Source organism: Streptomyces sp. NPDC046203 (assembly GCF_040646255.1).
GTDB lineage: Bacteria > Actinomycetota > Actinomycetes > Streptomycetales > Streptomycetaceae > Streptomyces.
The window spans coordinates 151,339-166,508 of sequence record NZ_JBEYZX010000008.1; the positions used below are offsets into that span (position 1 = coordinate 151,339).

Consider the following 15,170-nt stretch of genomic DNA (forward strand, 5'->3'; position numbering starts at 1 on the left):
CGATTTCCGTTGACGCGAGGGGGCGCCGAATCCTACGGTCATGCATAGGATTGTTGTGAGCGTCAGGACAGGAGCACACGATGCACGCGCTGAACGCGGAAGCGGCGGGAAAGATCGCCGACGCGCTGACCTACAGCACGGGATTCGGCAATGAGCACACCACCGAAGCCGTTCCCGGCGCCCTCCCCGAAGGCCGCAACGCGCCGCAGCGGGCCCCGCTCGGCCTGTACGCGGAGCAGCTGAGCGGCAGCGCCTTCACCGAGCCCCGGGCGCACAACCGGCGCTCGTGGCTGTACCGGATCCGCCCCTCGGCCGCGCATCCGCCGTTCACCCGGATCGACAACGGCGCCCTGCGCGGCGCGCCGTTCACCGAGACCGTCCCCGACCCCAACCGGCTGCGCTGGAACCCGCTGCCGGAGCCGGCCCCGGGCACGGACTGGCTGGCCGGTCTGTGGACCCTCGGCGGCAACGGCGACGCGGCCCAGCGCAGCGGCATGGCCGTGCATCTCTACCACGCGAACGCGCCCATGGAGCGGGTGTTCAGCGACGCCGACGGCGAGCTGCTGATCGTCCCCGAGCGCGGCGGTCTGCTGCTGCGCACCGAACTCGGCCTGCTCGCGGCCCGCCCCGGCGAGGTCGCGCTGATCCCGCGCGGGGTCCGGTTCCGGGTCGAGCTCCTGGACGAGACCGCCCGGGGCTACGTCTGCGAGAACTACGGCGCCCCGTTCCAGCTCCCCGACCTCGGCCCGATCGGCGCCAACGGCCTGGCGAACGCCCGTGACTTCCGGGCCCCCGTGGCCGCCTACGAGGACGTCGAGGGCCCGGTCGAGGTGGTCAACAAGTACTGCGGCAACCTGTGGTCCGCGACCTACGGCCACTCCCCGCTCGATGTCGTCGCCTGGCACGGCAACCACACGCCGTACGTCTACGACCTGCACCGTTTCAATGTCATCGGGTCGATCTCCTACGACCACCCGGACCCGTCGATCTTCACCGTGCTGACCGCCCCGTCCGACACCCCGGGGCTCGCCGGCGTCGACTTCGTGGTCTTCGCCCCGCGCTGGCTGGTCGGCGAGGACACCTTCCGGCCCCCGTACTTCCACCGCAATGTGATGAGCGAGTACATGGGCCTGATCGAGGGCGCCTACGACGCCAAGACCGCCGGCGAGGGAGGTTTCGTCCCGGGCGGCGGCTCGCTGCACAACATGATGTCGGCGCACGGCCCCGACCGGGAGACCTTCGACAAGGCCAGCGCCGCCGAGCTGAAGCCGCAGAAGATCGACGACGGTCTGGCCTTCATGTTCGAGACCCGCTGGCCGGTGCACCCGACGGCCCAGGCCGCCGGGGCCGACCACCTGCAGCAGGGCTACGACGACGTATGGCAGGGTCTTGAGCGCCACTTCCGGCCGTGACCGTCGCCCCACCCGGCGACCGGTGACCGGTCGCCGGGTGGCGCCCTGTAGTCCGTAGCCGTCGTACGGAGAGAGAGCCGTGACCGCCTTCGCCCCCGACTCGCTGGTCCTGAACCGGAAGCTTCCGCTCTGGTACCAGGTCTCGCAGTCGTTGCGCGCCTCCATACTGGGCCGCACCCCGGACGCCTCGCTGCGGCTGCCCACCGAGGAGCAGCTCGCCGCGCACTACGGCGTCAGCGTGCTGACCATGCGCCAGGCCCTCAAGGAGCTGGAGGAGGAGGGCCTGATCAGCAGGCACCGGCGGCGCGGCACCTTCATCGAGCCGGGCGCCCGGCGCTCGGCGCCGCGCCGGCTGCTGGGTTCGATCGACGCGATCGTGGCCCAGCAGTCCGGCGAGCGGACCACCGTCCTCGGCCACGGCACCGAGCCGGTGCCGGGCGAGCTCGTCGAGCACTTCCCCGCCACCCGCGAGGTCGCCGTCTTCCGCCGGCTGCGCGCGGACGGGGAGAGCGGCGAGCCCACCAACTGGGTGGAGAACGCGGTGCTTCCGGAGATCGCGGCCGGCATCGACCCGGCGGATCTGGAGCGCTGGCCGATGACGAAGGTGCTGCGGGACATCGTCGGGGTGAAGATCAGCCGGATCACCGACACCGTCGAGGCGCGCCTCGCCGACCCCGAGACCGCGCGGCTGCTCCAGGTGCCGCTGCTGTCGCCGATCCTCCACTACACGGGCGTGACGTACGACGACGGGGGCCGGGTCGTCGACGTGGCCCGGATCCACTACCGGGGCGACCGGTTCTCGTTCACCGTGACGGTCGAGGCCCACTGAGCGTCCCGCTCGCCCGTACGGCCCCGGCCCCGGCCCCACACAGCCCCGGCCCCGTCCCCCGTACGCCCCTCCCCCGCACGACCTCGGCCCCCGAACTCCCGTCCCCCGTACCACTCCAGCCCCCGGGGCCCCGGCCTCCACACGCCCCGCGGGCCGGCCCGCGCCCGATTGCCGGATCCGGGCAGCCAGGGCCGGGTGCCGGGTGCCGACCACGGCCCTGGGAGCCTCCCCGCATGCCGTGGCAAGGTGGCCGGGGCAGGAAGACTGCCTGGTGAACGGCCGGTGGAGGTGGTCGAGATGGGACCGGCACGGATATTCCGCCGGGTTCTCCTGTGCGGCCTGGTACTGATCGGGCTGTCGTTCTGCCTGTATCTGGCAGCGTCGCCGGACGACGCCTGGGACCGCGCCTCCGACGCCGCGCTCGCGCCCGGACTGCTCGCGACCTTCGCCGGGTTCGCCGGCTCGACCCTCCTCCGGGAGCGGCAGGGGCCCGCCGCCACCCCGACGAGCGCCGCCGGCGCCGACCGCCCCGCTCCGAGGGTGCCGACCGCATCCGTCGGCCCGGGTCCGCTGTCCGCGCTCGCCGGTGTCCGACCCCGGCTCCTGCGCCGGGCCACCCGGCTGCGGGCCGCCGCCCTCATGGTCGACCGGGACCATGACGACGCGGTGGACGCCGTGCGCACGGCCTGGTCGGCCGCGCACCGCGCGCGTACCGCCGAGCGATTGGACCGGATCGCGATCGCCCGGCTGCCGCTGCCGGCCCACCGGCTGCCGGCGGCCCGGGAACTGGAGCGGCTGGGCTTCCCGACCGCGCGGAGCGTGCTCGACACCGGGGTGTGGCCGCTGGCGGCTCTGGTCGGCCGCGAGGACGCGGCGGCGGTGGTCGCCGCCGCGCGCGGGGCGGCCGAATCCGCCTCCTGGGACACGGTGGTACGGCTGGACGCGGACCGGGCCGGGCCGCAGGACACCGCGCTCGTCACCGCCCTGTGGGTGCTGCGGCAGGCCGGTCCCGACGTGGCGGGCACGGCGGCCGAGGGCCGGGACCTGGCCGGGCGCCTCGGCCGGCTGCTGGCCGACGCGGCACCCGCCGCCGGGTGCGGCGGGATGCTCCGGGCCACGCCGGGGCGGCGGGCGCGAGCCCTGACGGCGGTGGACCGGCTGGACTCGCTCCTGGAGCGGGCCGGGCAGGAGGAGTGGCCGCGCCGGTTCGCCCAGCTGTCGGTCGATCTGCTGCGGGGAGCGGACGGCGCCGCGGCGGCACTCGCCGCCTGGGCGGACTTCGCCCGGGAGCCCCACGCGTACCACGGCATGCTGGAGTCCCTCGTCGGGGAGTACACGCGCGACAGCGGCGGGCACCACGCCCTGGCCTGACCGAGCGTCATGACGGACACAGGCGCCATGACGGAAACGGGCACCCTGGCGGGACCGAACGCCATGGCGGGACCGAGCACCACAGCAGGCACGAGGACGGGCACCACAGCAGGCACGAGGACCACAGCGGGCACGAGGACCACAGCGGGCCCGCACGCTACGGCGCGAACGAGTCCAGGAGCCGGGCGATCCCCATCTCGAAGAGCTCGTCGGGGTCGACCGGGGCGGCGGGCGCGGCGAGCAGGGCCGCGAGGTGCGGATAGGCGCCCGTCGCGACCTGCCCGGCCAGATAGGCGCCGCGTACCGCCTGCTCCTCCTCCTCGCTCCAGGGCAGCCCCCGGGCCCGCTCGGCCATGGCCTGCTCGTTGCGGACGGTCGCCATCACGGTGCCGTTGACCATGGCGATGAGCTGCATCTTCAGTCCGGGCTCGACGGCGAGCGGCTCCAGGCAGCCCAGACACCACTCCAGGAAGCGCAGAGCGTTCGGGCTGAAGCCGTAGGCGGTGGTCATGACCCGGGTCACCCAGGGGTGCCGGTACATGATCGCGCGGGTCTGGCGGGCGATCGAGGTCATGTCGGCGCGCCAGTCGCCGCCGGGTTCGCCGAGCTCGTACTCCGCGCTGACGGCGTCGACCATCAGCTCGTACAGGTCTTCCTTGCGCGGCACGTAGTTGTAGAGCGACATGGTGCCGCAGCCCAATTCGGCGGCGACGCGGCGCATGGAGAGGGCGTCGATGCCCTCCTCGTCGGCGATGCGGACGGCCGCGGCCACGATGTCGCCCCGGCTGTAGGCCGGCTTCGGCCCCCGGCCGGTGCGCTCGGGGCGCGCCCAGATCACTTCGGGTTCGGCCGCTCGGCCCGCCATCGTTCATCACCTCGCCGCCCCCATCGTAATGACGCTTTCACCTCACCCCGTTACGTACACCGTACGTAGTGCGCTATCGTCGCCGCATGACGACTACGTACGCTGTACTTAGTGAAGGTCTGCGGAAACGGTACGGAGAGGTGCACGCCCTGCGCGGGCTCGACCTCGCCGTCCCCGAAGGCACCGTCTGCGGAGTCCTCGGCCCCAACGGAGCCGGCAAGACCACCGCCGTACGGGTGCTCACCACCCTCGTCTCGCCCGACTCCGGCAGCGCCCGGGTCGCCGGGTGCGACGTGGTCCGTGACCCGGCCGGGGTGCGCGCCCGGATCGCCGTCACCGGTCAGTACGCCTCCGTCGACGGCGATCTGACGGGCGCCGAGAACCTGCGGCTCTTCGCCCGGCTGCTGCGCGCCCCGCGCTCGCGCGCCGCCGAACTCCTGGAGCGCTTCGGGCTCGAAGGCGCCGCGGACCGGCCCGCCCGCACGTACTCCGGGGGCATGCGCCGCCGGCTCGACCTCGCCGCGAGCCTGATCGCGGCGCCGAAGGTCCTCTTCCTGGACGAGCCCACCACCGGCCTCGACCCGCGCAGCCGCAACGAAATCCGGGATGCCGTACGGGGGTTGGCGTCCCAGGGCACGACCGTGCTGCTCACCACGCAGTACCTGGAGGAGGCCGACCAGCTCGCCGACGAGATCGTCCTGGTCGACGAGGGGCAGGCCGCCCAGCGCGGCACCCCGGCCGAACTGAAGGCCCTGATCGGCAGCTACGCCGAGGTGAAGGTCGCCGACGCCGGCGCCCTGCCCGCCGCGGCCGCGGTGCTCGACCGGCTCACCGGATCCGCGCCGGTCCTGGACGCCGAGCGCCGCACGGTCGGCGCGGTCACCACCGACACCACCCTCACCCTGCCCCGGATCGTGCGCGAGGCCGACGCGGCCGGGGTCCCGCTGATCGACGCGTCGCTGCGCCCGCCCTCCCTCGACGAGGTGTTCCTGCGGCTCACCGGCCGTCCGCCCACCGCCGGGCGGACACCCGACCCCGGGCGGACGCCCGCCCCCGGGACCCGTCAGGAGGCCGCCGCATGAGCTCCCTCGCCCACGACGGCACCGCGATCCTCGGCCGGCATCTCCAGCGGATCCGGCGCGCCCCGGCGATGACGGTCATGACCCAGACGATGCCGATCGTCTTCCTGCTGTTCTTCGGATACGTCTTCGGCAGCGCGCTCGCCATGCCGGGCACCGACTACCGGGCCTTCCTGGTGCCGGGCATGCTGACGGCGACGGCGGCGAACGGCCTGATGACCGCGATGTTCCAGGCCGCCCAGGACACCCACCGGGGCGTCACGGACCGGCTGCGCGCGATGCCGGTCAGCCGGGCCGCGGTGCCGCTCGGGCAGGCGCTCGCCGATCTGGTGACGAGCGCGGCGGGCACGGTGCCGCTGCTGCTGGTCGGGCTCGCGATGGGCTGGCGGATCGACGGCACCGTCCTCGAAGCCCTGGGCGCGGTCGGTCTGTTGTTGCTGTTCCGCTTCGCGGTGACCTGGGTGGGCATCTTCTTCGGGCTCGCGTCGCGGAACGAGGAGGCGGCGAGCCAGCTGGGCAGCGCCACCTTCATGCTCCCGCTGCTGTCCAACGCGTACATCCCGACCGACGGAATGCCGGGCTGGCTGCGCACGGTCGCGGAGTGGAACCCGATCTCGGCGGTGTCGACGGCCGTCCGCGACCTGTTCGGAAACGCGCCGGCGCCGGTGGACGCGGCCTGGCCGGTGGCGCATCCGGTGGCGGGGGCACTGCTGTGGTCGCTGGCGCTGATCGCGCTGTGCGCGCCGGCGGCGGTCCGGCGGTACGCGCGGACATGAGCGCCCCGGCGTGAACGCGCGGGCGTGAGTACGCGGGCGTGAGTACGCGGGCGTGAGTACGCGGGCGTGAACGCGCGAAGGTGAACTCCCGGCGCGCGCCCGGAAGGCGAACGGCAGAAGGCGCACAGGGCCGAGAAGACGGGAAGTCGGGAAGCCACGGCTCAGGACGTCATGGAGCCGGAAGCCGGCCGAAGACCGCCGGAGCCGACCGGGTGACTGACGGCCGGCCGGGCATGCGAGAACGCCGGACGGGCGGGGACACGTCCGGCGTTCTTGTGTCAGCGGTGCGCCGAGGGCCGGGCCCCGGTGGGCGGGAGCGGTACACCGGGCCATGCGAGGGCCCGGCCCGGCCCGTCCGTCAGCGGTGGCTGCCGAAGAGGGAGCGGCGCAGCCGGCGCAGCGGGGCGAAGAGCGAGACCCGCGCACTGGCGCCGCGGTGACCGTGCACCGCCGCCTCGCGCGGGCGGGTCGTCAACTCCCGCATGAGCAGCGTCGCCTCGGCCGCTTCGCGCTGCGGTATGGCGGGGCCGCCGAGCACCGAGAGATGGCGGTCGAGGCGCGAACTGGTCGCGACGCTCCCGCAGGTGATGGCAGGCACTCGCGGCCTGCTGCGCATTGCTGTCTGTTCCATGGTCACTCCCCACCCGTACAAGGGCACCCGGCCCGGGCAGGTTAACCCTATCGCCCCGCTACGACACCCGTGTATTCCGGCCGCAGGATTCACCATCAGGTGACGGGGGTTGACGATCGCTGTCCGATTCCCTTCGGTTCCCGGGCGGGCCGTCCGGAGAGCGGACACCTGTCGAATCGTCACGAACCATCCCGCACGCACCGGGTCCGGCCGCTCCACCAGCGCCTCCGCGTCCGGGTGTGATCCTCGCCACCATGGCCCGCGTTCCTCGGCTACCGTGGAGTGATGACGCTCATCGCGGGTCGTTATCGGCTGCTGGACGTGCTCGGCGAAGGCGGGATGGGGACGGTCTGGCGCGCCCGGGACGAGGTCCTCGGGCGGGACGTCGCCGTCAAGGAGGTACGGGCGCCGGACGGTCTGCCGGACGACGAGCGCGCCCGGCTGTACGCCCGGCTGGAGCGGGAGGCCCGCTCGGCGGCCCGGATCACCCATCCCCATGTGGTCACGGTCTACGACGTGGCGCAGGGCGACGGCCGTCCGTGGATCGTGATGGAGCTGGTCCCCGGTCTCACACTGGCCGAGACCCTTCAGGCCGAGGGGCCGATGCCGCCCCGGCAGGCCGCGCGGGTGGGCGTCGCGGTGCTGGCCGCCCTGCGGGCCGCCCACGCGGCGGGGGTGCTGCACCGGGACGTCAAGCCGGCCAACGTCCAGCTCGCCAACGACGGCCGGGTCGTCCTCACCGACTTCGGCATCGCGGCGATGGCGGACACCTCGCCGCTCACCATGACGGGAGAACTGGTCGGCTCCCCCGAATATCTCGCGCCGGAGCGCGCGCTGGGGCGGGTGCCCGGACCCGAGTCGGACCTGTGGTCGCTGGGCGCCCTGCTGTACACGGCGGTCGAGGGCGTGTCGCCGTTCCGGCGGGACACCGCGCTCGCCACGCTGCGCACGGCGGTCGACGAGGAGCCCGTGCCGCCCGCGCACGCGGGGCCGCTGGGGCCGGTCATCGAGGGGCTGTTGCGCAAGGACCCGGAGCGGCGGATGTCCGCGGCGGAGGCCGAGGACCGGCTGCGGCTGATCGCCGCGGGCGGCACGCCCCGTACCGAACCGCTGGGGGCGGACTCCTTCCGCACCCGTCCGCTCCCCACGCCCCCGCCGGCCGGCCAGGACCCGGGCGGGGACGGGGGCGGGGGCGGGGCGGGTGCGGGCGGGTCGGCCGATCCCGGCGCGACGGCGCCGGTGCCGGCTGCGGCGCCCGGACCGGAGCCGCGCCGCAGCGGTGGCCGGGCGGCGCTGATCGCCGGGATCACCGCGCTGGCCCTGGTGGCGGGCGGGGTGGCGTACGCGCTGCTGCGGGACCCGGGGAAGACCGATCCCGCGCCCGCGCCCCCGGCCACGAGCGCGACGACCGCCACGCCGTCGCCCACGGACCGGCCGAGTACGGCGAGCACGAGCGCCTCGCCGAGCCCCACGACCACTCCCCCGGTGTCGGTCGCCGTCTCGGTGCGGGAGGTGCGCGGCGACTACGCGGGCACCTGTCCGCCGCCCGAGGGCAAGGGGCCGGAGTTCGCGGCGACGGTCACGGTGGACCACACGCCGGCCACCGTGTCGTACCGCTGGACGACCGGGAGCGGCGAGGACGAGGACACCGGGTGGCGGACGCTGGACTTCCCGGCGGGCGGGCCCGCCGGGCAGCGGGTGACGCGGACCTGGTCCGCGTACGAGCCGGACACGACGGTGCGCGACCGGATCCGGATCGAGATCCGGGAACCGGTCGCGCTGACGTCCGACTGGGTGTCGTTCTCGGTGCGTTGCGAGGGGGAGACGGCCACCCCCTCGTCCCCGGCGCCGACGGCCACGGCCACGGCGGGGACCCCTTCGGGCGGTTCCGCCTCCCCGGCGGCCGGGTGACGGCCTGAGAGCCGTTAGCCGTTAGCCGTTACGCCACCGCGTTGAGGCGGGGCAGGTAGCCGCCCGAGTGACCCGCGGCGGTCGGGTGGTAGGACTCGCCGATGTTCAGCCAGTTGACGCTGTGCAGCCAGGCGGAGCCGGAGCAGATCTCGTGACCGCTGAAGGTCGAGGTCACGCTGGAGAAGGTGAAGCCCTTGTTGGCGGCGCGCTTGGAGATGGCCGCGTTCAGGTAGTCCGAGGCGCCGTTGATGGCGCTGCGCTCGGTCTCGCTCAGGCCGGCGATGCAGGTGCCGTTGAGCATGTAGAAGCGCGGGTAGCCGAGGACGACGACCTTGGCGTTGGGCGCCTTGTTGCGGATCGCGGTGTACACGGCGTCGAGGCGCGCGGGCAGCGTGTTGTCCACGTAGCTCTTCGCCTGGTTCACCCGGGAGACGCAGGTCGCGTCGGACTGCAGGATGCAGGTCGTCATGACATCGGAGAATCCGGCGTCGTTGCCGCCGATCGTGATGGAGACGAGGGTGGTGCTGGAGTTGAGCGAGCCGAGCTGGTTGTTCGTCACGTCCGTCGTCACCGCGCCGGAACAGGCGTTGAAGGCGAAGGACGTCGTGGCGTGGGAGGCCTTCCACAGCATCGGATACGCGTTGGCCGAGCGCTTGCAGTCGCCGCTCGCACTGTCGTAGCTGCCGGCGCCGACGCCGGAGGAGTACGAGTCGCCGAGGGCCACGTAGTTGACCGAGGCAGTCGCCGCCGCCTGAGCCGCACCGGATCCGGTGAAGGCGAGGACAGCGCCGAGAAGAAGTGAAGACGAAACCGCAGCAAGACGAGACAGCTTCATGAAGACCTCCAGGGGCAGGATTTCTGCGCTACCAGGTAGTAGCAGTGGATCGGCCGTACGAGAAGTGTTCATGTCAAAACTCGTGACGAATTTTCTGCGGGCCACGGTCAAAAAACGTCGGTATCAAGACATTCGACAGGGTGCGTTCCGTCACCGGGGAACCGGTGCGCCGACCGTACGCGTCCGGGTGGCTCACGCCCCTCTGACCACTCTCCCGAGGGCGTGCCGGGCGGATCCCTTGACGGATCTCCGACGGGCCGCCGACGGATCACTAACAAGCCACTGGCAAACCGCCGACAGATCGCTAACCAGCCACTGGTGGACCACATGTGGAGCGGTCCCCGGACATGACGACGGCCCCCGGTGGATCGCGTGGCGCACGCGATCGGCCGGGGGCCGTCAGGGGTTGCGTCGGATGGTGTGTCGGAAGGTCCGCCGGAGTCGCGTCCAGGGCTGCCGGACGGGTGGATGGCGGGCCGGGGCCGTGGGCCGGGACTCTCGGGCCGGGGCCCGCGGGTCAGGACCGAGGCCTGTGCGTCAGGACCGGGGCCCGTGGGTCAGGGCCGCGGGCCCGGGTCCGCGGGTCAGTCGTCGTAGGCGGCCCGCAGCGCGTCCCGCACCGCCGCCTCCGCCTCCTCCCGGCTCAGGCCCAGCCGGTGGACCTCCGTCACATAGGCCGCGGCCGAGGTGGCGGCGAGCTGGGAGGCCGCGTCGGAAGCGGCGGCGACGAAGGTGCCGTTGCGGCCCCGGGTCTCGATCACTCCGTCCGCCTCCAGGGCCTTGTACGCCTTCGCGACCGTGTTCGCCGCGAGCCCGAGGTCCTCCGCGAGGCCCCGTACCGTCGGCAGCTTGTAGCCGACGGGCAGATCGCCGGAGCGGGCCCGCTCCGAGATCTGGGCACGCAGTTGTTCGTAGGGGTGAGTGGTGGAACCGGCATCCACGCTGATTCGAAGCGTCACCCACCCGATTCTGCACCCGTCCACCGGGAAAATGGGAGGCGCCCGGCCCCACCCGCCGCCTACCGTGCGGCCCCATGACTGTGATCGTCCGCGATGTACGGCCCGGGGACACCGAGGACGCGGAGGGTTTCGCGCGGGTACGCCGCGCCGCCCTGCCGTTCATGCTGGCCACCGGCCCCCAACTGATCCACGAGTGGGCGCACGCGCATTCCGACGCGCACGCGCGGCCCCTGCTCGCCGAAGCCGACGGCGAGATCGTCGGCTGCGCGGAGGTCGAGCTGGCCCACGAGTCCCCGGAGCCGGGCACCGGGCTGGCGAACATCCACGTCCACCCGGAGCACCTCGGCCGAGGGGCCGGGACGCTGCTGCTGCGCGCCGCCGAGGAGCACCTCGCGCGCGCCGGCGCACGCCGGGTCTACAGCTGGGTCCTCGACGACCCGGCGTCCCGCGCCTTCGCCGGCCGGCACGGCTACGAGGGCCGCCGCACTGCCTACTTCCTGCGGCTCGACCTGACGACGGCCGCGCTGCCGCCGCTCCAGAGCCCGCCGGACGGCATCGAGCTGCGCCCGGCGGCCGACTTCGCGGCCGACCCGCGCCCGCTGTTCGAACTGGACGCGCTGACCACGGCCGACGAACCGGGGGACGTGGCGGCCGGTCTGGCGGACTACGAGCACTGGCTGGCCACCACCTGGCGCCATCCGCTGCGGAACCACGAGCTGACCATGGTCGCGCTCGCCGGCGGCCGGCCGGTGGCCTTCAGCGCCGCGCTTGACGACGGCCTCGGCCGCTACGGCTCCGGCATGACGGGCACGGCGCCCGGGTTCCGGGGCCGGGGCCTGGCCAAGCTGGTGAAGAACGCCTCGCTGCACCGGGCCCGCGCGGCCGGCCGCACCGAGGCGTTCACGGGGAACGACGCCGGAAACGCGCCGATGCTGGCCGTCAACCGGTGGTTCGGTTACGAGATCGTCGTACGGGAGGTCCGTCATGTCCGCACCCTTGGCTGAGGCCACGGTCGAGGTGGTCCTGGTGAAGGCGGGACGGACGAAGATCCGCTACCCGGCCGATGTCATGGCCGACGACGGCGTACGGCTGACGGTCCGCGCGCCCTGGGCCGGCGAGGGCGTACGGGACTTCGGCTTCGTGCGCTTCGAGCCCGGCGACGTCTTCACCGAGCACTACTGGCGCGACCGGTGGTACGCGGTGAAGGAGGTCCGGACCGGCGACGGCGCCCTCAAGGGCTGGTACTGCGACGTGACCCGGCCCGCACTGGCCGACGGCGCCGAGGTACGGGTCGAGGACCTGGACCTGGACCTGTGGGTGTCGGCGGACGGCTCGGAGGTGCTGCGGCTCGACGAGGACGAGTTCGCGGCGAGCGGGCTCGCCACCACCGATCCGGAGGCGGCCCGCCGCGCCGTGCTCGCCCTCGACGAGCTGGAGGCCCTGGGACGGGACGGGCTGCTCGCCCTGACATCCCTCGGGGGTCACTAGCCCAGGCTGACCGCCTGGTCGCGCCGGGCCAGGAAGACCGGCATCGGCAGACCCATCGGGCCGCCGGGAGCGAGCCGGACGAGGACGGCCTCGACGCGCGCCTTGGTCGTCTTGGTCGTCTTGCTCGCCTTGCCCTTGGCCGCCTTGGCCTTGCCCGCCTTCGCCTTGGCCGTCTTGCTCACCTTGGCCGCTTTGCCTTTCTCGGTCTTGCTTGCCTTGCTCGCCTTGGCCGTCGTGGCGCCCTGCTGCGCCATGAAGGAGTGGTGGGTCCAGCGGTGGGTCCGGCCGTCGCAGACGGCGCTGGTGCCGCCCAGTCCGATGGAACGGTCCTGCCGCACCAGCGTGGTGGCGAGGAAGACCGGCCCCGAGCCGCCGCGGGCGCAGCGGTAGGTGCCGGAGACGGCGACCTCGCCGCTCTTCCGGGCCGCCCCGCGACGGTCGATGGTCAGGAGGGCGGCGGCCCGGGCGGGGGCGGCCGCGGCGGCCCGGGCGGGGGCGGCCGCGGCGGCCCGGGCGCCCCTGGGAGCGGACTCGGGGGCGGCCGTCGCGGTCGCGCCGGTCAGCGCGGTGGCGGTGGTGGCGGTCGCCAGGACACCGGCGGCGAGGGCGAGTCGTACGCGCATGGACGGAAGATCCCTTCGGGAGGGGAATATGACGCCCGCAAGGGATATCCGATCTACGTGAAAAATGTCCGAAACTCACCCTCCGGCGGCGAGTTGGGATCTTCGCCGGAGTACGCACATTCGTGCGCATCCTTGAATGGATGTTCCCTTCCCTTTCGTGACCCGGAAGGCTTCTGGCCGCGCTTCTAGTCGAGGGCCGACGCACAGGTGGTCGGGGTCGCGCGGGCCGGGTCGAGGGCGTTCGCCACCTCGTGGAAGGCGATCCGGTCGGTGAGGGCGATCGCCAGGTGCTCGGACAGGTCGAGCGCGCAACGGTCCTGGATCACCACATTGGTGACGTCCGGTCCGGAGAGCCGGCCGGACCCGTACGGGGTGACGACCTCGTCGTACCGCGTCATGATCACCGTGTACCGCACCCCGGGCACGGTGTCGCCGCCCTCGTTCAGGCGGGTCAGGAACGGCGAGCCGGCGATCTGGTCCGCGAGCCCCGGGGTGGCGGCGGTGATCAGGTCCTCCGCGCCGGGGAAGTACGGCAGCAGCCTGGTCAGCCCCAGCAGGGTGGTGCCGTGGTTGTCGGGGGCGAGCGCGACGAGCGCGTTCACCTTGGCCGCGGCGCCCAGGAACCGCAGATAGTGACGGGGCATCATGCCGCCCTGCGAGTGTCCGACCAGATCCGCCTTCGCGGCGCCGGTGGCGGCGAGGACCCGGTCCACGTACGCGGAGAGCTGGGCGGCGGACGCGTCGATCGGCCCGAGACCGTAGAAGAGCGGAACGCCGGGCAGCTGCCCGTAGTCGAGCGAGAAGACGCAGTACCCGCGCTCGACCAGATACGGCGCGAGGCCGAGCCAGTTGTCGACGGAGTTGCCGAGCGTGCCGTGGACCAGCACGACGGGGCGGGGGTGGGCGGCGGACGGCTTGCAGGAGAAGTCGTTCCACCCCCGGCCGGTGGAGGCGGTGGAGGAGGAGGACGGAGCCGAGGCCGAGGACGAAGCCGAGGACGGACCGGAAGCGGAAGCGGCGGCCTGGGCGGCGGCAGTGGGAACGAGGGTGGCGGCGGCGGTCAGCGCGAGCACGGACAGCGCGCGGGCGAGACGTCCTGCGGGGTTCCGGGGCAGCATGGGGTGATCTCCTCGCGGCTCGAAAAGCGGGGGATGCACGGCGCCTTGCGGTCCGGACCACACAGGGGGATGCGCTCTCGTCACGCTACGTACGGGTAGCTCCCGGGGGAAGTGACGCGTCGGCAAAAAGTGCCGCACCGCCGAGCCGGGGCGCCGTCCGCGCCCTGGTCTTGTGCCCCGGCCCCGCACACCGGCCCTCTCCTCCCGCGCGTCAGGCCGCCATCGGCCCGGCCATCGGCCCCGCCGCCGGCCGGGCCAGGGTGGCCGGTCCCACCGCGCCGGGCCAGCGCGCCGCGATCCGGTCGAGGACCGGCTCCAGCCGGTCGGCGCTCTCGGTCCGCCGGTCGAAGGTGAGCTGCCGGCCGGCGAGCCGCGCGTCCGTCAGTTCCTCGGCCCGCAGCGAGAGCCCGGTGACCCGGGCCCGCTGGAGCCCCAGGGCGTCGTGCAGGGCCTGCGCGGTGCCCGCCAGCGCGGGGGTGTGCGCGGTGGGTTCCGGGAGCGCGCGGGTCCGGGTGGTCGTGGACCGGTCCGCGTACCGGACGGTGAGCGTCAGCGCGCGGGCCACCTGGTCGTCCGCCCGCAGCCGGCGGCCGATACCGACGGCCAGCTCCAGCAGCGCCCCGCGCCGGACCGCCGGGTCGGTCTCGTGCCGGGTGAACCGCCGTTCGGCGCCGGCCGACCGGGGCGGGGTGTGCGGGGTCACCCGTGTCCGGTCGATGCCGTGGGCGCGTTCGCCCACCTGGCGTCCCAGCCGGGCACCCAGGATCCGCTGGAGGGTGGCCTCGGAGGTGGCCGCCACCTTTCCGACGCTGTCCAGGCCGTACGCGCACAGGGTGTGCGCCGTCTTCGGCCCCACCCCGTACAGGGCCACCACCGGCTTGCGGTCCAGGAACGCGGCGACGGCCTCGGGGGTGTCCGGGACCGCGTGGACGCCGCCGGGCGGCCCCCACTGTCCGGCCATCCGGGCGAGCAGGGGGCCCGCGGCCACGCCGACGGTGCAGTCGAGGCCGTACCAGGCCAGCGCGCGCACCCGGATCCAGCGCGCGATCTCCGTGGCGTCGCGGCCGAAGTAGCGGACGCTGCCGGTGACGTCCGCGAGGGCGGCGTCGGGGGGCAGCGCCTGGACGACGGGGGTGATGTCCTCCAGCACCCGCAGGAGCAGCCGGCCGCTCTCCCCCAACGCGCCGGGCCCGGCGTCCGGACCGGAAACAGGGACAGGGACGGGGCCGGGGGCGGAAACGGGGGCGGTCACCTGGACGTACACGACGTTCAT

15 protein-coding genes are annotated in these 15,170 nt (G+C 73.7%); 8 read left to right on the forward strand and 7 right to left on the reverse strand.

The features are described 5' to 3' along the window. Positions 1 to 80: 80 nt before the first annotated feature. From hmgA to ABZ990_RS09705, 3 genes are all read left to right on the forward strand, one after another. Positions 81 to 1,412 (forward strand): homogentisate 1,2-dioxygenase, encoded by a 1,332-nt coding sequence (gene hmgA / locus ABZ990_RS09695; RefSeq protein WP_361227918.1) that lies wholly within the window; start codon positions 81 to 83, stop codon positions 1,410 to 1,412. Between the two features lie 79 nt (positions 1,413 to 1,491). Then, complete coding sequence (locus ABZ990_RS09700; protein ID WP_361227921.1) at positions 1,492 to 2,241, forward strand: GntR family transcriptional regulator; 750 nt, start codon at positions 1,492 to 1,494, stop codon at positions 2,239 to 2,241. Between the two features lie 297 nt (positions 2,242 to 2,538). Continuing rightward, a complete protein-coding gene (locus ABZ990_RS09705; protein WP_361227924.1) occupies positions 2,539 to 3,612 on the forward strand; it encodes a hypothetical protein in 1,074 nt (357 codons plus the stop codon). A 157-nt stretch (positions 3,613 to 3,769) separates the two neighbouring features. Here the strand turns inward: ABZ990_RS09705 and ABZ990_RS09710 are convergent, their stop codons facing one another. Next, the gene (locus tag ABZ990_RS09710; protein ID WP_361227927.1) at positions 3,770 to 4,477 is read right to left on the reverse strand and encodes a TetR/AcrR family transcriptional regulator; all 708 of its coding nucleotides are present in this window, start codon (positions 4,475 to 4,477) and stop codon (positions 3,770 to 3,772) included. Between the two features lie 86 nt (positions 4,478 to 4,563). Between ABZ990_RS09710 and ABZ990_RS09715 the strand changes: the two genes are divergently transcribed. Together ABZ990_RS09715 and ABZ990_RS09720 are read left to right on the forward strand one after the other, a co-directional pair. Next, positions 4,564 to 5,559, forward strand: coding sequence for an ATP-binding cassette domain-containing protein (locus ABZ990_RS09715; RefSeq protein WP_361227930.1), 996 nt, complete (start codon positions 4,564 to 4,566; stop codon positions 5,557 to 5,559). Further along, positions 5,556 to 6,332: an ABC transporter permease gene (locus ABZ990_RS09720; RefSeq protein WP_361227933.1), complete on the forward strand. Its 777-nt coding sequence runs from the start codon at positions 5,556 to 5,558 to the stop codon at positions 6,330 to 6,332. The genes ABZ990_RS09715 and ABZ990_RS09720 overlap by 4 nt, the downstream gene beginning before the upstream one ends. Positions 6,333 to 6,690: 358 nt before the next feature. Here the strand turns inward: ABZ990_RS09720 and ABZ990_RS09725 are convergent, their stop codons facing one another. Continuing rightward, positions 6,691 to 6,963 carry a hypothetical protein gene (locus tag ABZ990_RS09725; RefSeq protein WP_361227936.1) on the reverse strand — a complete coding sequence of 91 codons (273 nt, stop codon included), beginning with the start codon at positions 6,961 to 6,963 and terminating at the stop codon, positions 6,691 to 6,693. A 285-nt stretch (positions 6,964 to 7,248) separates the two neighbouring features. On the opposite strand from ABZ990_RS09725, the gene ABZ990_RS09730 reads away from it, so the two are divergent. Then, positions 7,249 to 8,874 (forward strand): serine/threonine-protein kinase, encoded by a 1,626-nt coding sequence (locus ABZ990_RS09730; protein WP_361227939.1) that lies wholly within the window; start codon positions 7,249 to 7,251, stop codon positions 8,872 to 8,874. Between the two features lie 28 nt (positions 8,875 to 8,902). Here the strand turns inward: ABZ990_RS09730 and ABZ990_RS09735 are convergent, their stop codons facing one another. Both ABZ990_RS09735 and ABZ990_RS09740 read right to left on the reverse strand, forming a co-directional pair. Further along, positions 8,903 to 9,709: an SGNH/GDSL hydrolase family protein gene (locus tag ABZ990_RS09735; RefSeq protein ID WP_361227942.1), complete on the reverse strand. Its 807-nt coding sequence runs from the start codon at positions 9,707 to 9,709 to the stop codon at positions 8,903 to 8,905. A gap of 584 nt (positions 9,710 to 10,293) precedes the next feature. Continuing rightward, on the reverse strand, positions 10,294 to 10,668 hold the full coding sequence (locus ABZ990_RS09740) for a GntR family transcriptional regulator (protein WP_361227945.1): 375 nt from the start codon (positions 10,666 to 10,668) through the stop codon (positions 10,294 to 10,296). Between the two features lie 74 nt (positions 10,669 to 10,742). Here ABZ990_RS09740 and ABZ990_RS09745 point away from each other — a divergent pair, with 74 nt between their 5' ends. Beyond that, positions 10,743 to 11,672, forward strand: coding sequence for a GNAT family N-acetyltransferase (locus ABZ990_RS09745; protein ID WP_361227948.1), 930 nt, complete (start codon positions 10,743 to 10,745; stop codon positions 11,670 to 11,672). After that, positions 11,653 to 12,156, forward strand: a complete 504-nt coding sequence (locus ABZ990_RS09750) for a DUF402 domain-containing protein (protein WP_361227951.1) — start codon at positions 11,653 to 11,655, stop codon at positions 12,154 to 12,156. Before ABZ990_RS09745 ends, ABZ990_RS09750 begins: the two co-directional genes overlap by 20 nt. On the opposite strand, the gene ABZ990_RS09755 is transcribed toward ABZ990_RS09750, so the two are convergent. The 3 genes from ABZ990_RS09755 to ABZ990_RS09765 form a co-directional block, all read right to left on the reverse strand. Then, on the reverse strand, positions 12,153 to 12,779 hold the full coding sequence (locus tag ABZ990_RS09755; protein WP_361227954.1) for a DUF6299 family protein: 627 nt from the start codon (positions 12,777 to 12,779) through the stop codon (positions 12,153 to 12,155). The genes ABZ990_RS09750 and ABZ990_RS09755 overlap by 4 nt on opposite strands. Before the next feature lie 185 nt (positions 12,780 to 12,964). Then, positions 12,965 to 13,897 (reverse strand): alpha/beta fold hydrolase, encoded by a 933-nt coding sequence (locus ABZ990_RS09760; protein WP_361227957.1) that lies wholly within the window; start codon positions 13,895 to 13,897, stop codon positions 12,965 to 12,967. A 211-nt stretch (positions 13,898 to 14,108) separates the two neighbouring features. After that, positions 14,109 to 15,170: a hypothetical protein gene (locus tag ABZ990_RS09765; protein ID WP_361228131.1), complete on the reverse strand. Its 1,062-nt coding sequence runs from the start codon at positions 15,168 to 15,170 to the stop codon at positions 14,109 to 14,111.